Here is a 26180-nt window from a genome sequence, read left to right as displayed (position 1 = left end):
GGACTTGACTGGTCCGCCGCCCGCTGCACAACCCCCGCAACGGCACACCAGCACACCGCAGCCGGACCATGCCGACGAATCGGCCACCCCACCACCCAATCCGGCCGACGTTCCGCGCGCGGAAGAACAACTGCTCGCCCCACACCTCGGGCCCAAAGACACAGCACCTGCACCGCGACATGCGATGGAAGACCAGCTACAGTCGTCCGGGCATCCCGGGACCTACCGCGCCAATGCTCCACCGGTGCTTGTTCCTGGCCCGGGCCAGCAGCCCGCCATTTCCTTGGCCCCGCCGGGGATGGACTTCACCGCACCGCCCGAGGTACAGCTGCCGGAACAGCAGACTGTTACACCGGAGCCGGATCGTATCGATGGCTCCGTCGATCCTCGGGGTGATGCTGGTATGCGCCACGACACCGATACTGACGATGGCGCGAATGTATACGGCGACAACAACACTCAGTACGACAGCAGCACCAACGACGACAGCGATACGCACAGCGACACCAGCAGTCATTACGACAGCGACTTCACCGTCGACACCGATGTGCACAGCGACACTCACGACGATACGGCTCAGAAGGTGCCGCCGACCCAGGTGACACCACCCCTGGTACAGGAGCTCACCAGCACTCGGAATGATGGCAACTCTGCGATAACCGCTCGACGTTCGCCGCCGAATACGTCGACCTTCGACGGTTCGGCAGATTCGTTGTCGCGCAACGGATCCAGCGCTTCGGCTAGATCGGGAGCGTCCGGGCGGTCAATGTTCGAGCCGATGGCCGGTAAGACGTATTCCGGCCCGGGCTCGGACAGGTTCTTCGATTCCGCCGACTCGTATTCGGCTAGACATCCGAATGGCCTGGCGCACCAGAAATTCGGCAACGGCCGGGATGGCTTCCAGGATCTGACCGAGATAGTCGACCACGACGAGCCACGTATCGGCCTCGGCCCCGAGCCGGCGGATTTCTCGGGGTCACCACCCGCGCAGTCGCCGCTCGCGAATGGGCAGCCGGCGATACCGGCCACGGCGCATCAACCCGGTTCGGCGGTGGCGCGCGCTGCCGCGCAATCCCGCGATATCTTCGACCAGCCCCTGCGGCTGAACCAGCTCTACACCGCGCTGCGCCCAAGGTGGCACGACCTGTCGTTCGACGATCTGCAGGAATTGCGGGCACACACGTACCTGAACAATGGGAAGCAGCCTCCCACGGTGTCACGGGAGAACCTGGACAATTTCCTGCGGATCATCTGGGACGACCGCGAGTTCTTCTCGGACGAGAACGCGATCTACGAGGCGTATTTGACCCTCGGGGCAGGAGACCGGCCTGCGGATGCGGGCGCCTTCAAAGACGACATGGTGCAGATCCTGACCCAGCGCCGACCCGGACGGGCCCAGCGGGGCGTCATGGGGGCAGCGGGCGTGCTCACGCCGCACAACGCAGGCGACTGGGCGCCCGAAGACATCCCGGTTGTGCAGTTCGCCCGAAACAACCCCCTCGGCGACGCACCCAGCCGAGACGTCAAATACAAGATCTATGTGAACGCGACCGGTGCCGCGCGCTCCACGGTGACCGGGCACCTCGTCCACTATGTCCTCGACAACCCCCGTCATTTCCCGGGGGTCTATGTGGTGAAAGCATTCGGCCCACAGGAACTGCGGGTGGACGGCATCGTCGTCTACGTCACCGACCAGGTCGCGGCAGACCGGGTGATCGACTGGTTGCGGGAGTATCAGGACAACTACGCCGACCTGTTCCATTGGGGCGTGCCGACCGGGTCTGAGCAAGTACTGTCCGGTGTCGGCCTCGGCGCCGAAACCCGCAGCGACAGCTTCGGCATGACTCGGGCCACAGCGCTGTCCGCGGCACTCGACTTGCACCGTTACGGCACGTTCGACGACTTCGCTTCCGAAGTCCGACATCAGTACCGCGCCCACGGCATCGACCCCGAGCGCGTGCACCTGGCACTAGCCGACGACCCCGGCCACGGGGGATACGCTCCGGCACTGACAGACGGTAGTGCCCCGCACCATCAGCCGAGCCAGGGACCTGGTATCGGTAGTCATCCTGCGAGTGTTGTTGTGCAGCCGCTGGTTTCGGGTCGTCGTAATATTTGTGTCGACTTGTCGGTGGCGGGTGTCAAGCGGCTCACGGGTAGTCGGCGTATGACCGTTCCTGTGGAGTCGGCTGGTTTGGGCGGGCGTACCTTCGCCGAGGCCGAATCCTTTTTCGGTGCATCGTTGTATCGGTACGACAGTCACGCTCGCGTCGCGGACCATCTTCATGCTCAGGGTCCTGCGGTGGTTCACGTGGTCGAGGAGTACAAGGGGCCGGTCGACAAGAACGGTATCGGTGGTCATTCGTTCTATGTGGTGGCAAAGCCCGACGGGGTCGTCACTATGGTGGACGAGGCGTTCAAGGAGATCGGTCCTTACCCGCCGCAGCTCCAGCGCCGCGAGATCCTGACGGTGCATGCCAGCTTCTTCACCTTGGCTGGTGGCAAAAACATTCCCCCACCTTCCGGTGTCCCGCTGTCGCGCACATCCCCGCAGAACAAACTCATCGCCCTCGGACCCGACAGCGCCGACGACCCGATGTGGAACGACACGGCGAATACCGGGGACTTCGGGATCCACGACACCGACGTAACCAGCCAAGGCCCGCCGATCACCGACGACAGCCACACCATCGACCCCGCAATGCTGACAGGTCAACGATGGGAGGGCCAGCCGCTGCCGGACGACCCGATGGCTCCACCAGCCTCCGACCTGGTCGTTCTCGACGCCGAAATGCTGCCATTGCGTGGCTATCCGGCCGATCATGGAGGCGATGTCCGGGTGTTCCGCAACCTTGATGAGCTTGTCGCCGACGAGGAATTCTCCTCTTATTCGTTTGGTACCCGTATTTATATCACTGATGGTGAGTGGCGATACTGGTTTGTTGCCTATGGTGGCAATGTATTCGTATCCGGACGTCGCAGTAATTATGACCCCGGCAATCTTGTTGATGGAGCGATCTTTGATGGTGCGGGCATGGTGTACTACTTCCGCAACAGTATCGATCCTCGCACTGTTTCATCGATCAGTGTGCATCATCCTGCACCTGATGTGTCGGGGAGGGCCATTGATGTTACTGTCGACAGGATTGCTCGTTGGGTTTATGACAATGTTCTACTCAGCGGCACGAAGATTATGCTTTCCGCCGAAACTACTGCGAAAGTTCTTGCGGATGGGCGAGTCGAAATCGATACTCGCGCGGGGTCGCACATTATCTATATTGCCGAATTCCGCGCTCGCTTGGCCGCACTCGACGCGGCTTGGGTGACGGTTCAGCTGCCTGAGCCGGGCGACTGGAGCCGTGACTCCGATGATCCGGTCGCTGCTGTTGCGCGCGTGCTCGGCAGGGCTGCCGGGCAGTTGTATGGCGATCTGGCTGATTACCTCGAACAGCATCGTGAGAAATACCAGTCGATCATCACCCAGGATATCGAGGGTGAGCAGGCTCATGAAAAAGTTTATCGTCGGCAAATCTTGGACTACCCGGGCAGGCACTCGGCTATTGTGCACAGTGGTGCCGAACGTGCACGTGCCGATGCTTTCGATGCCTGGATGGCGGGTGAGCGTGCTCGCCTATTCGATAACGAGGTTGCCGCGCTGCGCGAGGGCCGAACCAGCGGTAACCTGTCTGCGGAGTATCCCGGGCTGCCTTTCGTGTTCCATCTTGCCACCGAGTACGCCAAAACAAATCTTGTGGTAATCCAGCCCGGTTTCACTCGGTACACCCTGCTCGGCGACCGGGCTGGCGGGCAGGCGATCCATTACCTACGGCAGCTCCCCGAGGGTCAGGCCTACCAGGGCGGACGCCCACTCGAAGGCACTCGCCACGTCAGCACGATCCCCGGCCGCCCCAGTCTGTTGCCACTGCAGAAGGCGGTTCTCGAGTATCGTGCCGCCGGGTTCGACGGATATGACGAAATCGCGCAACATATGAACCAAAACACTGAATTCGCTGGGACCACTGTGCGCAAAATAACGGAGACGATGGGCAAGCAGCGGTCAAGCACCGCATTCCGGAAACTCGGAGTTTCCGATGTCGAGTCTGCAGTGGTCCAAGCTCGCCGGTGGTGTCTGATCGATGAGGATGTCGTGGAAGCGCTTCGGCGACATCGTCGGCTGCTGGTCAACCCCGCTGCGCCGGCGACGTTGGTGTCTCAGCAGCGGGATGTTCTGCACCGCGTCGCCCGGGGCCATAAGAACGAGCAGATCGTGGAGCAGCTCGGTATCGACTATCAGGCGTTGGAAACGATACTCATGACAGCGGCTCATGATCTCGCCCTACCCGTCGCCAGCCGTAACCCGTTCTGTTACCGGAATGAGATCGCGGATAAAGCCCGCAAGGAGAACAAGCTTGACCAAGCTGCTATCGACGCGCTCCCGCATCCCGGGGAACTCCCCATGACGCGGTTCGTGAATGTGCTGTCGAATCAGACACCGCAGTTCGATGTGCTGCAATATTTAGCCGCCGGCTGGCCTTACGAGGCCACCGCCGCTGATCGTCAACGGCGCGGCCAGCCGACATACAACACTACGGCGAGCGTTCGCCATATAACCGGTAAACGTATATATGGACATCTGCTACCGGATGGAGCCGGCAAGCTGATAGCGACGATGGCTCGTGCCGAGGTTTTGGCTATTGCGCACGATGCGGGTTTGTTGAGGCGGGACGTTATCGACGAACGTGCCGCTCGATTGGCCAAGCCGGTGATTGCACTGGAAAACAGGTTACTTCAGTGTCTTGTCGCGGGTATAACCTCCAACCAGGATATCTTTGACAGGCTGCAAGCCGCCGGAACTGACATCGAACGGGCCGAGATAAAACGTACAAAGAACAAACTGCTTCGTAGTCTGAATCCCCAGATATATCGTAGCCATGGAAAAGCTGATTTCGGTCGGATAGTGCGTATTTTGGCTGAGGCGAGGAGTATGGCGAGGCGGGGTGAGCTGGATCGGGATCGGGTCCGGGCATTGTTGACGCCGTTGCCCGCGTTGCCGCCGCAATCTGGCGATGGTGGCGGTGGACCCTCTCGCGCCGGTGTCGCGGTAGCCGAGGAATCCGGGCCTGGCTCCGCGGCCGACGGCAGCACTGCGCACGCCCGCCCCACTCATATCGGTGCCAGCGAACGCGACAACAACTGTGGTCCAGCCCTACTCACCCACCTCGACACCCACGCCCCCGACTCCGCCCGCATCGACCACGACAGTCTTCCCCGCGGCCCTGCCGGGGTCACCCACCACCACATCGAACAAGCCCTACCCGCCAACGCCGGCTTCCGCACCGTTCCCGACTACGGCGTCATCGCCGCTACCCTGCGCCGAGAAGGTCCCGCGACCCACGCCTTCGTCGTCATCAACTACACCGACGACTACATCAAAAACAAGAACAATGAATACGGCATCGGCGCCCACGCCTTCCTCATCACCAACAACCACAAACTCCCCGACAACCACACCACCCACGACCTCACCGTCACCGACCCGGCGAACAACACCGCTCACCCTTACCCACCCCGCATCACCCAAACCATCACCAGAATCGACGTCCTCTACCTCGATCACACCAACCAGCCCGTCCCACCACCCACCCAACACCACACCCCGACCCCCCACACACCACACCGCATCGGGCTCGACGACAACACCCGCGACGTGAATGCTTCGCTGCTCGACGACCCGGAGGCCCCGCAGGCATCAGCCGCGCCTTCCGGCGTTGGTATTCGTATGTCCAGCGATGACCGGCTGGGGGGTGTGCAGGATTTCGGTAGCTTGGATGCTTTGTTTACCGGGCTCGGGCAGGGTTTTCCGGTTGGTAGTGTGATCGGTCTGCTTGCCGCGGATGGCATGTTGGAGCTTATTGTTACGGGTGAGTATAAGTTTATGCCCTATTATGTTGGTAATAATGGTCCATTTGGTAATTTTAGTGGACCGATCGAGCCTGCCGACCTTCGTGGTTTCTTGGCAGCGTATGTTGATTCCGGGAATCGTGTTGTCACGTCGATTACAGTGTGGCCCGGTTCGGGTGAATTGAGCGGTCGTGGTGAGGATTATCGTCTTGTTGCGGCAATAGATTCGTTCGGGTCCTGGGTGGATCGGGAGGAGGGTGCGGGTTTGCCCGATTTTCCGGAGGGTAGTGAGATTTCCCTATTTGATAATAATGGTGGGGTTTTGCGCGTGCTGGTTACCGAGGGGGGTGGTTTGTTCCCGCAGTACTATGCTGATGCTGATTATGATTTTGCTTCGAGGGGTGGTCATAATGGGTTTGTTTTCAAGGGTCTGGATGCGCGAAAGTTGATTGTTACGCATATGTCGGATCGGAGTCGGCGTGTGATTACTGGGGTGTTGGTGGAGCGTTCGGTACCCGGTTACCGAGACGAGACCGAGACTGTGGTCGATGGGCGCGCTGGGGTCGCGAGTAGCTCGCCGTGGTTCGATCGCCTGTCGGATGAGGAGAAACGGACATTCGCCTATGTCGCTTGCGGTTACAGCTGGCACCGGGCAGCCCGCGCACTGTACAGCACCGACCGGGCAGCGCCGGTACTGATGATTCACCGGCGTACTATTATTAGTAATCTCAATAGCGCATTTGACAGCCTCGAGATCGAGAATGGCACGGAGAGACTTTCGAGGGCGTTGGCGAAGGTGGGCTCCGAACCAGCATTTATAGCTTTGAAGAAGAGTGTTCCGCCTAAGTGGAAATATTTGACAGCTTTTGAGAAGCAGATCCTTTCTTATTTGGTCAGAGGTTACTCGATTGAGCAGATCGGCGAAGCTCTCGGTAAGAACCCGGGACGGTGTGGTCAAACTATGGGGGGGTTGCGGGAGCTATTCGGTATCGTGGTTGGAATCAAGGATCGGGTGGCATTCAGTGCGGCTTTGATGAAGTATGCTGTGGTGCGGGAGTCGTTGACCGACGAGGATCTGAAAATGATACGGGAATTGCCGCCACCGTCGCTGGCCTCCATTGACCGCAAAATCCTCCTGGCCTATATGGAGTACCCCCGCGCTTCCATGAAAATCGTAGGCGACTTGGTAGGTAGGGATAGGCGTACTATTAGGAGGCGACTGCATCTTATCGCGGCCGATTACGGCGTCGAACTGCGGCGCGGTGGGATCACCGAGGATAAGATACGCGAAATTTTGGGTGCGGTTTGGCCCGATCGGGAGGCGGGTGAGGCTGGCCGTTCTGTCGCTGGGCGTAGGGACTCGAGCGTCGGTATGGCTAGCGACTCGGTCCGGCCACCGACGGCCTCTCAAAGGGACGCGCGCGAGCAGGCTGGCAGCCCTGTCGCTGGGCGTAGGGACTCGAGCATCGGTGTGGCTAACGGCTCGGTCCGGCCACTGACGGCCTCTCAAAGGTCCGCGCTCGAGCAGTACGCCATCTACGAGAACTACAGAGAGGCCGCACGGCGACTGCGCATTGCCCCGCCATCGCTGACGGAGTTCGTCCTCGGCGCGGTAGATGAGCTGGGAGCGAGGGATGTGCGACAGGCCGTGGAGTGGCAGCGCGCGGCCATCGGTGAAGGGGTTGATGTCGAGGAGGTCGCGCGGAGGGCGCAGCAACATCCCCAGACCACACCGCGATCGGTCCAGACACTGACGGCCTCTCAAAGGACCGCGCTCGAGCAGTACGCCATCTACGAGAACTACAGAGAGGCCGGACTGCAACTCGGCATCGGCCGTAAAGGGGTGGCGAGATTCGTGCGCGTCGTGACACGTCAGCTGGGAGCGAGGGATGTGCGACAGGTTGTGCAGTGGCAGCGCGAGGCCGTCGGTGAAGGGGTTGATGTCGAGGAGGTCGCGCGGAGGGCGCAGCAACATCCTCAGACTGTGCAGGGGCCGGACGCGGCAGAACTCACCGGCGCCCCCTCGAGCAACGACGGCAGTTACGCCGCTGGCCCCACCACTCAGACAGGTAACACACATCAACCAGAGGACGACCCGATGTGGGAGGGTGACGTGATGTCGGGGGGCGAGCCGATGGAGTGGGATGTCTCGGCGCCCGACCCGATGCCGGGGCTCTTCTCGGGGGCGGAAGAGGACGATTATATGTGGACTGACATCGGGGAAATCCCGGACTGGTGGGATGAACCGACGCTGGGGGATCGTGACGGTAGCTGGGACTTGGGGCCGAATGATGAGAGGCTCAGGGGTGGAGCTCGGCTGGGAGGTATTGGTGGTGCGCTGCGTTGGCGTATCAACGATATACCCGCTCCCCAAGCGGGGTTGTGGGAGTCGCAGGTGGGTGATGGTAATTGTATGTTCCGCGCCATTGCCCGCGTACTCGGCATGAACGACCCCAGTGCACACCTGGATCTACGGGCTCATGCTGTGGAAGCCGCTTACCGCGACCGGGCCGATAATTTTATGGCCGGAAATCCACCCAATTATTTCATGCCTGGAAAACCGCCCACCCACTTCTTGCCCGGCAGCCCCGATACCGAACGTCGTGACAGGTATCAGCAACGCCGCCGCAGCATGTACCTGCGGTTTCATGAGGCCACTCTCGATCAGCTCGAGAACCTTCTCCTCGATGGTCGATACGCCGACTCTGCAGCCGAATTCCTGCTTCCCGCGATAGCGCGCAACCTCGAGGTCAATCTCGATATTCTCCACCCGGACGGGACCGTTCATCATCTTCACCACGGCACTCGTGGCTCACCGGTCTATTCCCTGTTCCGTGACAATCACCGCGGCGGTCACTACCATGTTGCCGTACATCGCAGCGGCGAGCCCGTCACCACAGCCAACACCGGCCTCTCCGCAGGTGGTCGATCCACCCAGCCGCTCCGCGGCGGCACTGAAGCACTCACCACCCCCGACCGCGCACAGACTTTTGATGACCCTGGCGCGCACCACCACACCAATGACGCCGGCTCGTTTCACTACCAGCACAGCGGCGACGAGGAGTCCGACGAAACGGGCGGGCTCTCCGACGGCCGGAGCGTCCCGGGGTCAGACCGCATCAGCGAATTGCGCACGGCCGCTTCGATCTTCGACGGCCCGGAAGATCATGTGCTGCTCGGCCTGTTCGGCGAATCACGGCACGTTGCGCCGGTGTTCGAGCCGGGGGAGGACGAAACCTATTTCGGGGCGCTGGCCGAGGCGTTCGGGGGCGAGGATGCCGGTGCCGCCACGCCGCCGCCTGGTTTGAGTCCGGCGCTGCGCGAGTTCGGTACCCGGCGCGAAGGCCTCCGGAACCTGGTATATCCGCAGCCGGTTCCCCACGATCAGCTGGAGATGCTGCGTGAGCACGTCATCAGAATCGTCGAGGGGGACCGCGGCGCGGACCCTGAGTTCGAGGCCGCTGTCCGGCCCGCGCTGCAGGCGGCCGTCACGGTCAAGAAATTCGACCAGTTGCTGACCGAATCGGGGGTGCCGTTGGGCGCGCCGTACCAGGGCAACCCCTATCCGGCCTTCTTACGCCTCTCGGCTCGTGTTCTGCGCCGTTCGGAAAATCAGATGGCGCCGGTCGGTGACGATCCTACGGTAGCCAATCAAAGATATGATTCCGGTTCCGCCGCACACGCTGACAAGTTCAGCACCGCCAATCAGCGCTCCGCAATGTATTCCTCCGTCTTCAATATTGCCAAGTGGTTGGCGATCACCGGACAGGTGACCGCCGTCTACAACCAGTTGTCCACCATCATGAATGTCGAAACGACGCAGCGGTTCATTGCGAAGCTGCGCAGTCTCGGCCATTCGGAGCGCTACGATCTGGTCGGGGTGTGGCAGATCCGTCTCGGTAACGGCTGGGGCGACGTGTTTCGGGTCCTGCCCGACGGCTGGGAGACGGTCCACGACAACGCGCTGTTGCAAGCTGATTTCCCGCAGTACCTGACCGCGAGCGGTGAGCTGCCCACGGTCGATCCGGACGATGCCACCACGATTCCCGCGCCGATCGAACGGCTGCAGCGCGAGTTCCCGCTGTACGGCGTTCTAGACATTCCGAATTTCGATCAGCTCCGTGCTGACACCTGGGCCTCATTCGAAACTCATCTCGGCGACTTGGACGACAATTCCCGTAAAGTGCTGTTGCAGTTCCTCGATGTGTCGCATTTCACTGACCATTTCCAGAAGATGTGGGGTGATTCGAGGCAGATGTGGGGTGATTCGGGGCAAGCGGGCTTCGGGATGGCTTCACCGACTTTGCGAAAGGCTTCCGGGGAACCGATATATCTGCAGTTCGCCGTCCAGTCGGCGGGTGATGCGGAGATCGCAGGCCCTACGGCGCGGCAGAGCAGGCTCGAATCCTATTCGATGCGGCAGGTCGGATTGCACGGTAGTTCGACGATCACCGAGATGCTCGGTGGTTCCTTGGCGTTGACATTCAAGGTGGGCGGCGAACCGGTCGCCGATCACAGTGGTCACGCGTCCCCGGGTGGCCGAGTTACCCTCCGGGCCGGGGGATCTCGTGAGTTCAGTCACGAACTGAAAACTATTAAGGACGCTCTGACGCAGTATTCACTGCGCCATGCGGGAAACAACATCCAGAACGTGACGGCGGAGTTTATTGTCCACGTCACGCTGGTGCGCCCGTTCGGTCCCCCGGTCGGGCCCGCTGTCGGAACTCCGTTGTACGGCGGGAACAATTATTCGGTACAAATGCTGGTGCCGTCGCTGCAAGATCTCGGTCACGCTCCTACCGGAGCCTTGTTTCCGTCATCGAATATTGTGCATCTCAGGCAGTATGGAATGAACACGACACCGCTCGGCGTCGACATGGAGGAGGATCTGATCGAGCAGGCTCGGCAATTCCTCGTCGATCGCGGTGTCATTCCGTCCGAGCACAACACAGCGGGCCTGCTCACGGACAATGTCACTGCCGAGCAGCTGCTCGAGAATCGTCGCAAATTCGACGATATATTCGGCTCGACGGGCCTGAAATCAATGCAGCCTGCGGCGATCGAAGGCGGCGCCCTCGAATGGTTCACGCTGACCCCGACCGGGGTCCGGCGCTTCGGGATCGAGTTCGTCACCGAACGGCGCTATCTCTCGGATGACCCGTACGACGGCGTCTCCCACGATTGGACCTACGACGAGGCCCAGACGTATAACGTTGCCGGTTCGGCGATGTCGGGCGACGAGGAGTTCTCGGCGGCGTCGCCGCAGCAGAATTATCATGGCGGTGTCAACGTCGCGGTGAATATGCCGATCATGGTCGCCACCGGCGTCTATGACTATGCCCGTAAGGACAAGCGGAGCCGGGGCTCCGGCTCCGGGTTCGGCGAGCAGAAATTCACGCTCAGCTCGCCTGGCCTCGAAGTCGTCACCCTGTCCGTTGTTCACAAGGTGCGGTTCATCGAAGAAGGCCGCCCCGACGAGACGCACACCGCGAACGGTAGCGTCCGCGTGGCCATCCCCACCGACGACATGCTCACTGAACGGCCTGCCGCCGCGCCGCGCCCGTCGGCCACGATCCGCGAACTCACCGCGGACGACACTCGGATACTCGCGCTGCCCTCCGGCGGTCGTACCCTCGAAGACGGCATCGGCGACCTCGACCATCCGGTCGAGGTCCTGCGAGTTCCCGACGGCGCTGTCATGAAGCATTTCATCGCCAGCAAGGAACTCCGCGAAGCCGCCACCGACGCCATCAGCGATCTGCGCAACTACTACCTGAACTACGTGCGGACAACCTCCGCTGGCGCCGTCGACAGTCTCCGCGACCGTTTCCGGCAGGCCGACGGGCCTGCTCAGCCGCTGTCGGGTGCCTACCCTGCCGATCCGATGGACGAGCAACTGCCGCCGATTGAATCGGAGGTCCAGGTTCTCAGCTCTGTAGCGGAGGACGTCCAGGAGCCGCAGCCGCAGCCGCAGCCGCAGCAGGAGCAGGAGCAGGAGCAGGAGCAGCAGCCTGCGCAGCCGCAGGAACACGAGCCGGAGCAGGAACATGAGCAGCAGCCGCGGCCTGCGCAGCCACAGGAAGACGAGCAGGAGCACGAGCCTCAGCCTCAGCCTCAGCAGGAGCAGGAGCAGGAGCAGGAGCACACACCGCAGGAGCAGCAGGGTGTGGCCTCGGACATCCGTACCAATCCTTCGATACCTGGCGCGTTTCCGGCCGATCACCTCGAAAGCGAGCCGGCTCGGTCGGTGAACTGGTCGGCGGTGGGGCAGGATTTGCTCGGCAAGGCGGAGTGGGTCGTGGATGCGGGCACCGGTGTTGGACGGTGGGTTTGGCGACAGGCTTTCGGCGAGTCCGCCACAGATCCGTGGTCGAAGGTCGCCGAGGTCATCCATGCCGCCTTCTCGCCGGAGCAGATGATGGCCAATGCGCTCCCGATCCTGCAAGACAGCCTCACCATCGAAGGCCTCTTCACCGACGGTGCGCTGGCGGGCACCAACTATATGGTCGAGGTCAGGGCATACGCCACCGAACCCGAGTATCGAGGGCGTCAGAAGAAAAATCTGGAACACTGGGTACGGCGCGACAACAAATTTGAACGCTCCGGGGCCCGCCAACGTGGACACCGCTTAGGCGTCACCCCGGCAGGGCTGCCCGGCGAAGCCGCCGACGGAAGTTTCGTGCCGGCCGGCAGCTATCAATACGGCTGGTCCGCCGAGGACCACGTCACCGCCGCCGACAACACCTACTCGAGCCGTGTCCGCAACTCCAACGAACTCGTGCATGAAATCGTTTTCAAGAAGTTGACAATCGTCCTCGTGTTCAGTGCCAATACCAACAATCTTTTCGTCAACCAATTTCCCGGTGGGCCTCGCACCGTCGAAAAGGTCGTTGTTATGCCCGACGGGATTGCGATCTTGGTGGACGATCACGACTTGCAGGACAACCCGGAACTAGCCGCGATCGTGCAGGCGAACAGGGGCTACGAAATCCCCCGCGTGCCCGCGCCCGACCGGACCCTGCCCCTCAGCTTCCTGGAGACCGGTGGCCATCTCGGTTACGGCGCCGTCATCAGCGCTACCATCAGGCCCGATGATGACACCGCCGGCAGCCGCGACGTCCTCCAAAACCTCTTGATGGAGCTCGTCGCGCAAGTAGCGCCGGGCGCCACTCAGATCAGTTCGAGCAATTACCTCCCGTTCCTCCGGTCGGTGATGAACGCGCTCGGCACCACTTTCGGCCTGCGCACCATGGTCTACGACGGGCCCGACAGCCGCATCACCTTCGGCTTCATCAGCCGCGCCTGGCCGTATTCGGTCATCCCGTCCTTGATCACGTTCACGCTCAGCGCTCGCCCCGATCCCAGCGTCGACCTCGGCGCCGTGCTCGGTCGCGAGGTCACCCACCCCTCCGCCATGGACACCATGCTCGGCGCCACCGGCGCCTCGGGTGCCACGGGAATCGGCAAAAAGCGAGTCAAGAGCCACCAGGCAGCCTTCAATCCCAGACTGAACAACGCGGTAAAGCTCGCGTTCAGCTTCACCGGTGAGGTACAAGCCCACCAGAGCGACGAGCTGACCGAAGAAGACGAGGTCGCGTCGTGGACGCAGAGTAGCGGGCCTATTATCCAATACCCGATGCTGTACCGGCTAGATATCGAGGTCAGCCGGCGTCCCGTGACCGCGGACCTGAAGAAGAACCTGCTGTCCATGGGTGCCGATATCGAAGCATTCCTCGGGCGGGAGAACGGGATCTTCCGGGTGGACGAAAGCGAACTCCCGCTGCCGTCGAATACCGTGTTCGGCTCGGTGGGGCTCGACACCCTGCTGTGGTTCCATTCCTCCGAAACCGGAAACGGTGCCATCACGCCACGCATCCCGCCCAGCATTTACAGTTCCGATCCCACTGTGCCCCGCCAGGCCGCCCCGCCGGGCACCGTCGTCGTCGAGATGGAGATCCCGGCCGAACTGCATGCTCTGGTCACCACCGCGCCCTGGATACCGACCAACGAGATTTCACTCAACTATTTCTCGGGCGCACGCCAAATCGCCCAGGCGCTCCGGCAAGTCGACCCGTCCCTGCGCCGCACCGATCCCACCCGCAGCATCGGCCAGCAAACCTATTCCTCGGTAGGCGTATTCAACCTGCTGAAGCAGATGGCGACTTCGAATCAGCTCACGGAGCTGGGGCCCACAGCGATCGCGACTTTGCTCGGCGTATCGGGACCGAATGGTCGGGTGAACCCCCAGGAGCACGCCGAGGGCGAGACAGTTGCGGGCGTCTCCGTGAAGTTCGCTATCTATGCGCCGCGTAGCGACTCGAGCAGCCGAGATATCGCGGTTCACCGGAAAAGAACCAAAAAGACGGGCGAAAAGAGCACGGCCGGACACGGATTCGCCTTCCGCCCGACCATCGGTCTCACCAACGCCTACACGGCGGACTCCACCAACCAAAACCCATCCCACGTGCAGTTGGGCGGCTACTACGGTGCCGTCGAGCAGGTCAGTGGCACGGCCCGGCAGGACGACGATCTGCTCCGCCTGGGTACGACCGCGGTGACGGAAACCGGTGAAGGCGCGGAGAACGTGGAATTCGTCGGCGTCGGAATCGCTGAAATCATCGGCCCCGACGGCACGCACTGGGTGACCGGCGTGGTCCGCGGGCGCCACACAGGGCCGCTGGACATGTACGACCCCGCTCCGGGTGAGCAGATCGGCCCGCCGCGGCCACCAACGCTACCCGCGCCTGCGGTGCTGGCGGGGGCGCGGCGGCCCACGTACGGAGTGGGCCGGATGGGCTCTGTTGTGGCACTGCCGCATATGCGGCCGTCGGTCGGTACGGACGGGTCGAGTGCGAATACCGCTGCGACTGAGTCGGTTCGCGACTCGGTGTCGGTGGACGACGCCGCTGTCTCGCTGCAAGGCTCACTCGAGGATCAGTCGGATGCCGAGGCGCAACAACAGCATTCGGAGTTGCCTGCCGTACTTCCACCCGATCCGACGCGCACTATCGATCCGCCGGCGATTTTCGTGGACCCCGGTGTGGATTCAGCCGGGGCCGAAACTGTCTTCCCCACAATGGATCCCGAGGGCCGGTTGACACCTATCACCGAGGTCGACACCCATTCCCATTCCGATCTCAGTGTCGCACTGGACGACTCGGTCGGGCAGGCAGAGCAGGTGTCTGACGTTGATACCGCGTCACTGTCCGCGCCGGACGCCCAGCAAGCCCTGGCCGCGTACCTGGGTGAACAACTCCGCCCGTCGCAGGAAGAGTCCGACGATGGCGAACGGGCGGGGGAGTCCCGCAGCATCGCTCAGGTGGCGCAGGACGCACCTCGAGCCCCGCCCACAATCGAGCGGCCTGCCTCGTCCTCTGGCGTCGACGATTCCACCCGCACTGCCCAGTCCGCCCAGCGGCTCGATCGGGAAACCGACGACGCCACCGGATCCGAGCACGAGGAAATCGACACCGCGCCGCTGGCTCCGGCCGACGACTCAGCCCTCATTCAGCAGCAACGCGCCGAGCGATTGTCGAAGCTCTTCAACCCGCTCGATCGACGGCGGGTCATCCGCAGGACCGCCTCACTCCCGGATGACCTGCGGCCCCCATCCCGCTCCGACGGGTCGGTCGACAGCACCGAGTCGGGCCAGCCCGGACGTTCGAGCGAACCATCCCTGCACGAACCCGAGCGGATCGCGGGCGACCGCACCTCGCCAACCGAACCGGAGGCTCCCCGCCGTCTGGCGAACATCCCGTCCGCAATGCAGATCGACGACGAGTTGACTCACGGCACCGACGACGAAGTGGTTCGCGACTCCGAAGGCGAGTCGATGCACAGCACCGACGACGGGTCGGTGGACAGCATCCACGAGGAGAACCCAACTCGGCGAATGCAGGACCTCGCGCCGGACGAGTCTGGGGCGCCCAGAGACGAGCGCGGTTCCGGGAGTGAGCAAGACCAACCTCGGCGTGGCCTTGTTCGTCCGGAGGCTCCGCCTCGCACCAGTTCGCAGCCGGATGCGCGGCAGCCCGAAATCTCCAGGCAGGACCGAGTTTCCCGAACATTCGCCGACAACATTCCAGCCCGGCGCAGTTCCGCACCAACGGCGCAGCGGGACAACCGTTTCCGAGAGAATTGGTTCCCCCGCACGAGCTTCCACAGTTGGGCCGACGGCTCCCCGCCGTTGGGTATGTCCGAGCTGTTCAAACCGGACTGGGACCTGCGGCAATCCCGGCCGACGAGACGGTCCACCGTCCCGAGCGACGAGCGATCGCGCAGTGTTTCCCCGACCGGGGTCGCGCCGAAGTCTGGGACGCCCGAGCAGCACGGCGAAACCTCGCAGGCGGGTGCTCATTTGGGTCCGTTCGAGATGAGCCGTCCATCCGAGATGCTGGCCGATATGAACCCCGAGTTCGGAGAGTTCGAGGACATCCCCGACTTCGTCTACGACGCACCCGGCATCGAACCCGCAGCGCGCGACCACCTGGACGATAGCCTGCGTGTTGATGGTGGCTCGCAGGTTGATGGCGGTCCGCGTGTTGATGGTGGCTCACACGTTGATGGCGGCCCGCACGTTGATGACAGCCCGCACATCGACGGCAGTGGCCAAATCCGCGAAGGCACAGCAACATCCACGACCGGCCGCCAGGACTCACGCACCCCGGGCACCGATGGCAGCACCGCCGTCCGCACCGCAGGACCCAACGGCAACACACCCGCCCGTGCCGGCGACACCCAGCCGGGCGGTGCGGGCCGCCAGTCCCGTGGCCTCACAACAACAGTCGCAACCGACGGCCGGATCATCTACACCGGAGCCGACGGCCAACGACATTTCCCCACCCTCGGGCCGCCACCTGCGCAACCCTCACTCCGATCCCGCACGCTGCGACGACTGCGCGGATTCGTCTCCCGCGTCCGCAGCGGAGACGACTCGGCGGATGCGACGACATCGACTGCGGTGCAGCACCTCTCGGCGCCGATGCGCCTTTCACCCCGCCCCGTCCTGACCGCTTTCCAGCGGATCCTGCACCAGATGGTCAGCGGCACATCAGTTCCCACGGTTCCCGCGCATGGTGACGGCACGGCCGCGCATACGACCCGCACCGACCGGCCGAGTGACGCCACACTCGGTCCCTATGACTGCTTCGACCGCGCGCTGACCGACATCCAGCGCAACACCGGCAGCACTACCATCCGGCTCCAATACCGGTCCCGAACCGAAAGGCTGCTCGACCGCTGGCACCAACCCCTACCCGGCAGCTCGCGGCGAACCGCCGAAAAACGCGCAGGCGGCAAACTCCGCAAACACACCGACGAACACAGCATCGCCAGGCAACTAGACCTGCTCGGCCCCGGCGCCGAGGCCGTGGTCGTCAGCGTGCACCCCGAAATCAACGCGAACGGAATCGGCGCACACGCTTACCGGATGGTCAACGACCATGGCGCCATCGTCGCCCACGACATCGACACCAGCGACCCCAACGCGCCGAAACCCATACGCCGAGCTCCCGGACCCACCAAATCAGCCGGTCTCTTCGCCATTCACTACACCCCGACCGGCGAAGTGAGCCCGATGCGCCTGCACGGCCGAGGGCTCCAGAATTTCCCACGCAACATCCGCATCGGCGCGCCGGACGTCGATGGGTCACCGTCCCCGACGGGGCGCCTGGACAGCACCAAGATCCACGAGCTTCGGGATGATTCGGTGGCGCACCTGGAGGATCTCAGCGCCGAGGACCGGGAGACTGTGCTTCCGGTGCCGCTGACGGTTCCCCATCTCACCGATCCTCGAGGGGGCGAGGTCCTTACGCTCGTCGACGACTTGGGCAGTCCGACCCAGGTCCCGCTCTCCGGCACGGTTCGAGCGACCTACCGTCCGGCGCAGAACGGGCTCTCCGAGAGCTTCACGTTCGAGCTGGACGGGGAACCCCGCTCTGTCAATTTCGCGCTGTCGCATGGCTTCACCTTCACCCAGGACGCCCCCGATGTTCTCGACGGAACGCTGACCTGGGATTTTCCCGAAGGTGAACTGCGAATGCTCACGCCCGCCGAGGCCGGTGGGCCGGTTGCTCTGGCGGTGCCGTATGGCTACGTGTTCGTGGCGAAGCCCGGCGATTGGCCGTTCCGGTACGTGCGCTACAAGGGGGAGCAGGATTGGCGGCGCGTCATTGTGCCGGACGGCATTCTTCCCGAGCTTCCCGTGCTCGCCGACGATCGGGACGACGATCCGATGTTCGGACCGGACGGCGAGCCGAAACCGGAGGATGCCCGTCAGGGCGCCGGCGGGGATTGTGCGCTGCTGGCCACTCTCAGGTCCAAGGCGGCGATCGATCCTGCGGCGATCAAGGAGATGTTGCGCGCCAACAAGGACGGTACGGTTTCGGTCCGATTCACCCTCCGCACCCGGAATGCAAACGGCCCGGACGACGTCCGGTTCGCGTGGGTCACGGTCACCAAGGAGATTTACGTGGCAGCGGACACCCGCATCGGGTACTTCGTCCGCCAGGAACTCGGAGAACCGTTGTGGGCCAGTATGATCGAGAAGGCGTTCGCGAAACTCTTCGGCCGGGGCGACGGGTATCACGTCTTCACGGACTCATCGCATGCCGGCACCGCGGCTGAGGTGCTCGACCGGGGCTTCTATGAGGCTCCAGTCGGAAAGGGTTACCAGGCTTGGGATTCCGGGCAGAATGTCACGATGACCGTGGCTGCCACGGCACGGCGGCAGCCCACGCACACTGTCACCGATCAGGATTTGCTGAATCCGCTCGGATTCGATGCCGACACCGTGCACGACCTGGTCAGTGCCTATGTCCAGGGCGACCGGGTCCGTTCCGATCTCCGGCAGTTGCCGGAGATCGACCGGGATTTTTCCCGCGCGGTCGCCGATACGTACCGCGAATGGCATCGTCGGCGCGAGGAACTGCGCGCGGCGACCGAACAGCGGCTCAAAGTGATGCATCACGCCGATCCGGCCGCCAGAGCTGCCGCGTGGGACGAGTTCTTGCGCATCCGCGACTACGCCGCGCCCGAGGGCTTCCGGGACTATCTCGACGCGACATTCCCCCATGTCTGGGCGACCGAGAAAGCGGCGCTGGCGCAGTATTACCGGGAGACGCGGGCCGGGCCGGCCGAAGCCCGGCTGCTGAGCGCCCGCGCCGGTATCGCTACCCGGGCGGTCGGCCACCGGATCGCCTACGCGTTGCGGCGCGGTACCTCGGTGGTGATCGGGACATTCGGATTCGGGGACGGTTACGAGAACTGGACCGCGGTGCCGGGTCTGTTCGGCAATCACGCATTCGACGTACACGCGATCGAAAACGACGAGGCCGGCAACCCCGCCCGCATGTTGTTGCGGAACCCGCACGACAAGTACGGAAGGTATCTCGCGCCGACCGCCGGCATCGCCCACCGCCTCGACCCGGGCGGAATCGATTACCGGCCGCGGGCCGGCGGGGGGACTTATCGGCGGGAGCCCGACAACGCCGAGTGGGGGATCGAATACGGCACCTACCCCGATGGCGACGGCGTCCACCAGTACCTTCGGTACCGGAACGGGACCGAGTACGGCATCACCGGATCCGGGATGCGGTACCGAAAGGACCGGGACGGCACCATTTATCGCGTCTACCCCGACAACAGCAGGTATCGCCGGGTACAGGGTGTGGAGTACGGGAATAATGCGGACGGCAGCGCATTCCGCCGGCAACCGGGCGGCGGTTGGCGCTCCGACCCGAATCCCACCCCTCCGGTGCGGGATATGACCATTCCGCCGGGCGGCCTGATCATCGTGGTCGACCTCGCGCATCTGGCTAAATTCCAGCAGATCGGGATGAGTGGCCCGGGCGCGCACGGCCTCTATCATCCCGATCATCCCGAACCGACCGATGAGGGCCTGTTCGCCCCGGACCTCGGCCCTGCGCAGCAGGTGCCAGGCAGTCACACCGCGGCGGCGCCAACCGGCGAACCGCTGCAGACGGACGACGGACATAACGCGGCTGATCCGCTTCGACCGGCCGCTGGGTTCGACGATCCAGAAACGTCGGGCTCCCGGTGGCGGGATGCCGGTGCAGCCTGGGATCTGCTGCGAGAGGCGGGAATCCTGCCCGAATCGACGGCGCCAACCGTGGCGCACGTCGATCGGTTGCTGACCGATTTCCATGCCGGCGCGGTGACCCCGTTGCACCGTGCCTTGCTGGTCGACGTGCTCGACGATCTCGAGGCGAAGGGCCGGGCGCTCACGGTCGACGAGGTTCGGGCCGAGTATCGGCAGTTCCTCGCCCGCACCGCCGCGACTCTCGGCGATCGGACGGTGACGGTCGGTGACCTGCCCGCCGAATTCGATCGGCTCACCGGTTCCGGGGCCGTGCTTCCGGCCCGGTTGCTGATCGCCGGTGCCGGGCGCGCAGGTTTGCGCCGGGCGGGCGACCGGATGGCCGTGGATTTGCTGCCGAAACTGCGTGCCGCCGACGCGAGCTCGGTGCATGAGGTACCCCGTGAGATGAACTTCGCCTGGTTCGGTGGCGAACTCAGTCCGACGGCATTGGCGAACGTCAAGTCGTGGGGGAAATCGGCGGGGAATTCGAAGTGGGCCTTCACGTTCTGGACCCAGGCCGGCTACGACAAGGTGCGCGCGCAGCTGGAGAAGGACCCCGAAATCCGGACGGCGGCGGCCGCGGGCAAGTTCGTGGTCCGCGATGATCTGCGCGACCTGGTCGCCGATATCGGCAGCGCGGAATTGGCGGCCATTTACGACGCCGGCCTGCAGGCCGGGGCTTTCAATCTGGCCTCGGATATCGGCCGGTATGCGCTGCTGGTGTCGCGTGGTGGCGTGTACGCGGATGTGGACCTGGCCCCCGGCGCGGTGCGACTGGCCGACCTCGAGCCGATGTTCCTGCACGAGGACGACGTTCCGGTGTTCGGCGTGCTGATTCGTGACCGAGAGGAATTGGAGCAGGAGGAGTTCGAGGGCTTGCCCGTCGCGGAGCGGTTGCGGCGCCTGGTCGAGCGCCGATACCGGAAGGGGATGCTGGGCAACCACTTCATTGTGGCGCCGCCCCATTCCCGGTATCTGGCAGATGTGATGACGGCGATCCCGGGACGGTTCGTCGCTCGATACCAGGCCGGCGACCGTGCCGTGATCCAGGCCGACCGTGCGGAGCTCGAGCAGATGGTGAGCGAGCTGGCGGCCGAGGGCGAGCCGGACACCGTGCTGGGACGGGAGTACCAGCGCTTGCTGGAGTCACTGCAGATCAATGGTGTCGAGCAGATCCCGGCCGCGATGCTGCGCCTGCATCGGCTGGCAACGCTGCGTGGGGTGCGGCCGCCGCGGCTGGCCAGGGCTGCTCTCAGTATCAGCGGTCCGGTGCTGATGCAGTCCGACCCGGGAGAGGAGCCCGAGCACGGCTCGATCGAGAGCTACGCCCTGCGGGTGTTCGGGCTGGCGCCGTTGGCCTGGGAAGACCACACCCTCGCGATGAATCCAGCGATTCTGGCGGCGTTCACACCGCTGGACTGGCTGACCGAGGAGAGCGAGGCGCAGCTCGACGGCCCGAGCATATTCATTATGCCGGGGTGGGCTCCGAAGCCGGTGCCGGTGACCGCTGCTCCCACCTCAGTGACTGTCGCGGTGCCGCCCGCACTCACCCACGATCAGCGCCGGGAGGCGGCGCGGCTACTGTTCACCGGCGAGTTCACCGGCCCGCTGGACCTGGCACGGCAGCTGGGCCGCGCCGGGGTCGTCAACCTGCGTGACGTGCTGTCGGGGACCGACGATCCCGTAGCCCACGTGGCGGGCGCGGCGTTGACCCAGATCCTGCGGACTGCCGATCCGGAGCAGGCGTTCACCGAATTGCGTGCACTGCACTGGGCCCCGAACCAGGCGCAACTGCAGGCGCTGGGCGCGGCCGGACTGGAACCGGCCATGGTCGAGCCGACCGGCGACAGCCTGTTCGAGGCGTTCGTCATCGCCTCGGGCGGTGTGAAGGATCTCTTGACGGTCCGCGTCGAAGCCTTCGATCACATCGCGGCGAACCGGGCGGGGTTCTTCGCGCTGTACCACCCGCCGGGTGTCGGTGAGCAGGATCGGGCGGCGCGGTTCGAGGAGGAACTGCAGCAGTTGCGCAAGTCAGGGGTGTACCAGAACGACCTGGCCGAGCTGTTGCCGCGGGCGATCATGGAATCACAGCACACGACGATCGCGATCCTCGACGACCGCCGCTCCAGCCCGATCGGCGATCCGGCCACCGCGAGCGCGGTGCTGGTGCGTGTCGCTTACGGGGGCGGCCACTATCACGCGGGCGTCCGACCAGTAGCCGCCGATCCCGGCCCGCAGCGCACCGAGCACGCGCAGCGGCAAGCACCGGCCATCACCGCCCGGCGGTCCGGCCCCGTGGCGTGGCAGCCCATGGGCGAGGTCGCGGATCCGCTGTTCGCCACCCTGGCCCGGATGTTCGACGCCGAGTCCCCGATGTCGGTGCGGACGATGCTGGCCGCTGAACTCGAGCAGCACCTCGACCACTATCGACAGACGATGCTTTCCGAACGCGCGCAAGCGCAGTGGGCGACCGAACGAATGCAACGGCAGCGGGTCGACACTCGCGCTGCCGCCGATCCTGAATTCGCCGCGGCAAACCAGGCCGCGGAAACCCAACGGCGGGAATCCTTCGACGAGAACTTCCAGAAGCAGTCCGAAACCCGGCTGCGTCACGCGATCGCCGATCTGAAGAATCCGAGACGCGATTTCGAGCGGAATCCCCTCCTGAGTACCGACCTGACCCACCGGGAACTACTGGTCCTCGCGAGCCGCCGGTTCGATGCCGACATCGTGCTGGAACATCTCTCCGGGCCGCCGACCCGAACCGGGGAAGGCAACCGGCAGACCCGCCACATCCGTCGCACCGCACCCGGCCGCTACGAGATCGCGCGCAACGTCGGCGTCCTGAATCTGGCCCGCACCGCCACCGGTAGTTCCGGCATCCGGATCGGCCACCTGCCCGCTGGGTCCACAAGCATCACCCACGAACAACTCGAAAACGGTATCCCTGGCGCCCGCCTGCACACCGTGCCCGGCCACGACACCATCGCCGCCACCCTGCGCGGACCCGGCCCCGCCACCCACGCCATCGTCGTCGACAACTACACCACCGCCGACGACCACGGCTTCGACGCACGCGCCTACCTGATCACCAACAACAGCAAAGCCCTCGACAGCCACGAGCGCCCCGACGGGCTCACCGTCGGGGATCCCGGGCTCGACGAAGAACACCCCTACCCCCCGCAGCGGCAACGAGACATAGCCAGCACTGAGGTCATCTATCTCGACGAGCGCGGCCACCTGGTCGCACCCCCGACAGAACACCACACCCCCACCGCCACACCCCGCGGACAGCAACACATCGGCTCCGGCGTGCCAGACCCGCACCCCGCGCCCGCACTCGAGTTCGAACCGGTGGGCCGCGAGACCTACTTCGGGCACGATCTGGAAAAGGCCTTCGGATCCAGCGCCGGTTACGCGGTCAATGGGCCACGCGCCCGTCTCGACACGCCCCCGGACGGCGGATGGGCACCCGGACAGGGATACGAACATCCGCGACTGCAGGACCACGAACGCCTGGAACGACTGTCTCGCGCGGACAGACAGCGGCTGCTCCCGACACCCGGCATCCCTGTGGAACTCAAACAAGACCCTGATACCAAGACCCTGAAGCTCGTCGACCGTGACGGCACGGTCCACACGCTCCGGGCGCGCGCCCTGCGCCCCATCGATAACTCGTTCACCGTGCGTGCGCGAGTGGTCCACGACCAGCAGGGCGTCGCCTATTACCAGTTCCGTGAGAACAAGCAGCGAATCCCCGTCGCCCTGGTCGACGCCACCGGCAGCAGATACGTTCCGCCCTCCGGACTGCACCGCCACGGCAAACTGAAAATGCGTGTTCGCGAAAGCGAGACACGCTTTCGCGGCGTCGATGACCGCGGCCGCCCAGCGATGTTCGCCGTGGCCGGACAGACTTTCGTGGTCGCACCGCGTGCGGACCGCAACTCCGCCTGGATCCTCACCCATCCGGGCCGCCCGGAGCGGGTCACCGTCACGGTGCCCGATGGGTTCTTCGGCAAGCTGCCCGAACTCGTCCGCCGGCACGACGACCCCCTGATCGGACCGGGCGGAGCCAAACCCGAGGACGTCGCTCAGGGCGAGGCAGGCGACTGCATCCTGCTCTCCTTCCTCAAGGCACGAGTCGCCGACGACCCGAGCATCATCGACCAGTACACCCACGACCACGAGGACGGCACCGCTAGTGTCCTTTTCACCATCAACGGCAAACCCGAATGGGTGCGCGTAGAAAAAAGCATCTACGTCACGCCGGACACCGAAGTAGGATACTTCGCCCGCCACGAACCGGGGCTGGCCCTGTGGGCCGCTATTATCGAGAAGGCCTACGCCGCCCGGCTCACCAACGGTGTGGGGTACGCCAGCTTCGCGGAGCACTACAATAAAGACCTGGAAAACCACGAGGTCGTCGCATTGATCGGCCAGCGCATCGATAAGGGCTTCTTCCAGCAGAGCCCGCACGCGATTCAGCAACCGACCCGCGCCGTCGGCGATGCCAACTTCCTGCATCCGTTGCAACTCGACGCGGATACGCTCCACGACACAATGCTCGGCACACTGCGCGTGCAGGGAGACGCTAATATTCCGGCGGACTGGCAACCCGATCCGGAATTCGCTGTCAACGTCGCCGACAGCTACGCGCACTTCCACCGATGGAAAGAGGATAAAGAGACTGAATTCAAAAATGGTTCAGCGAGGTCCCTCTCCGGCGAATTCGACGCCATTCATCAATATCTGAACGAAGAATTCCCGCAGAAATGGCAACGCGAAAAGCAAGCCATCATAGACTATTACCGGCGGATCACCACCGAACGCGATGCCGGCCGGCCATTGCCGGAGACCTACCGGGTCGTCGGCGAGTCCATCGCCCATCGCATCGCATTGGCCAGGGAACGCCACACACTGGTCACGCTGTCTACCCACCCGCTCGTGCATCGCGAACCGGGTCGGTCCGGCTCCACCGTGCCCGGTCTGACCGGCCTGCACGTGTACACCGTCCTCGGAGTCGAATACGACGACGCAACCGGCAAGCCCGTGCGGCTTATCCTGGAGAATCCACACGACGAGAACGACGCCGTGCCGGCCCTGGCGCCCGGCATCGAATACCGTCCCGACTACGGTGACAAGCACCCCGCGAACCCGCTCCTGCGCCGCGGCGTCCTCGCGGTCGATCTCGAACATCTCCTCGACTTCACGATCCTCGGGATGAGCGGACCCGGCGCGCGCCTCCTTTACGGACCCGATCATCCTGCGGCACAAATACAAACGCCGAAGGCCACGGCGACACGTGCCGCAGCTCGTGCCCGAACGAGCCGCGCCCGCACTGGCACCGGTCTCCAGCCTCGCGACGGCACAACAACATTCACAACCGGACGCCGGAATAACACCACGCCGGGAATCGACGGCTCCGCCGCCCACACCGCCGTCACCAACCCGCTGTCCGACAGTCCAGCGGGCGATGCGCGGACCTATCCACAATCCACCAATCCGACGGCCGGTCCCAGCCGCGCCGCTGACACGACACCGCACCCGGCCGGGCACCAGCGCGTCACCCCGAACATCGACGGCAGCACACCAGCCCACACCGCCGACGCGTCGGGCACGCAATCCGCGCGCACAGCACGATCGGCAGGCCGTCTGCGGCGCTTCGTCTCCCGCCTACGCGGTCGGGATGCACCGGCCGGTGCGGCGACACCCGTTCCGGCACAACAGACCGCGTCTCAACCGCCGACCAGCACCGCATTCCGCCGTATCCGCACCCTCTTCCGGCCGCCCGTGCCCACGCCGACCGGCGCGACCACGGTGCACCTCAGGCGCGAACTCGCGCGCACTCCCCGCGTGGACCTGCTGGAGAAATGGAACGAATTGCCAGCCGGGTCGCGGGGTGCGGTGCTGGCCTTCGCCGCCGATTCGACCGCCGTCAACGAGTTCCTCAGTGATCCCGAGGGGATGGCCGAGACCATGGCGGAGATGCTTCGCAACTACGCCGCCGTGCGCACATTGTGCACCGACAGCGGGGATGTTCCTGATATCAGGACGCTCACGCGACTGCTCGAAGAGCTGCGGATCGAGGAGTCCAAAGGCGCGCTGCCGGAGCGGCAGGCCGAGCAGCTCGAGATCTTGAACAAAATATTCTCCAACCCCTATGTGTCGACGTCCGAGCTAT

At 64.1% G+C, this 26180-nt stretch carries 1 protein-coding gene (only partly in view); it reads left to right on the top strand.

All 26180 nt of this window come from inside a single coding sequence — locus ACIA8C_RS12960, T3SS effector HopA1 family protein (RefSeq protein ID WP_397134061.1), on the top strand. Of the gene's 45600 coding nucleotides, 6008 precede the window and 13412 follow it; the stretch shown corresponds to coding positions 6009-32188 (codon 2003, partial, through codon 10730, partial); the first codon wholly inside the window starts at nt 2. The start codon and the stop codon both lie outside this window.

The organism is Nocardia sp. NPDC051321 (assembly GCF_044455225.1).
Taxonomy (GTDB): Bacteria; Actinomycetota; Actinomycetes; order Mycobacteriales; family Mycobacteriaceae; genus Nocardia.
This window is presented reverse-complemented; position numbering and strand designations above follow the sequence as displayed.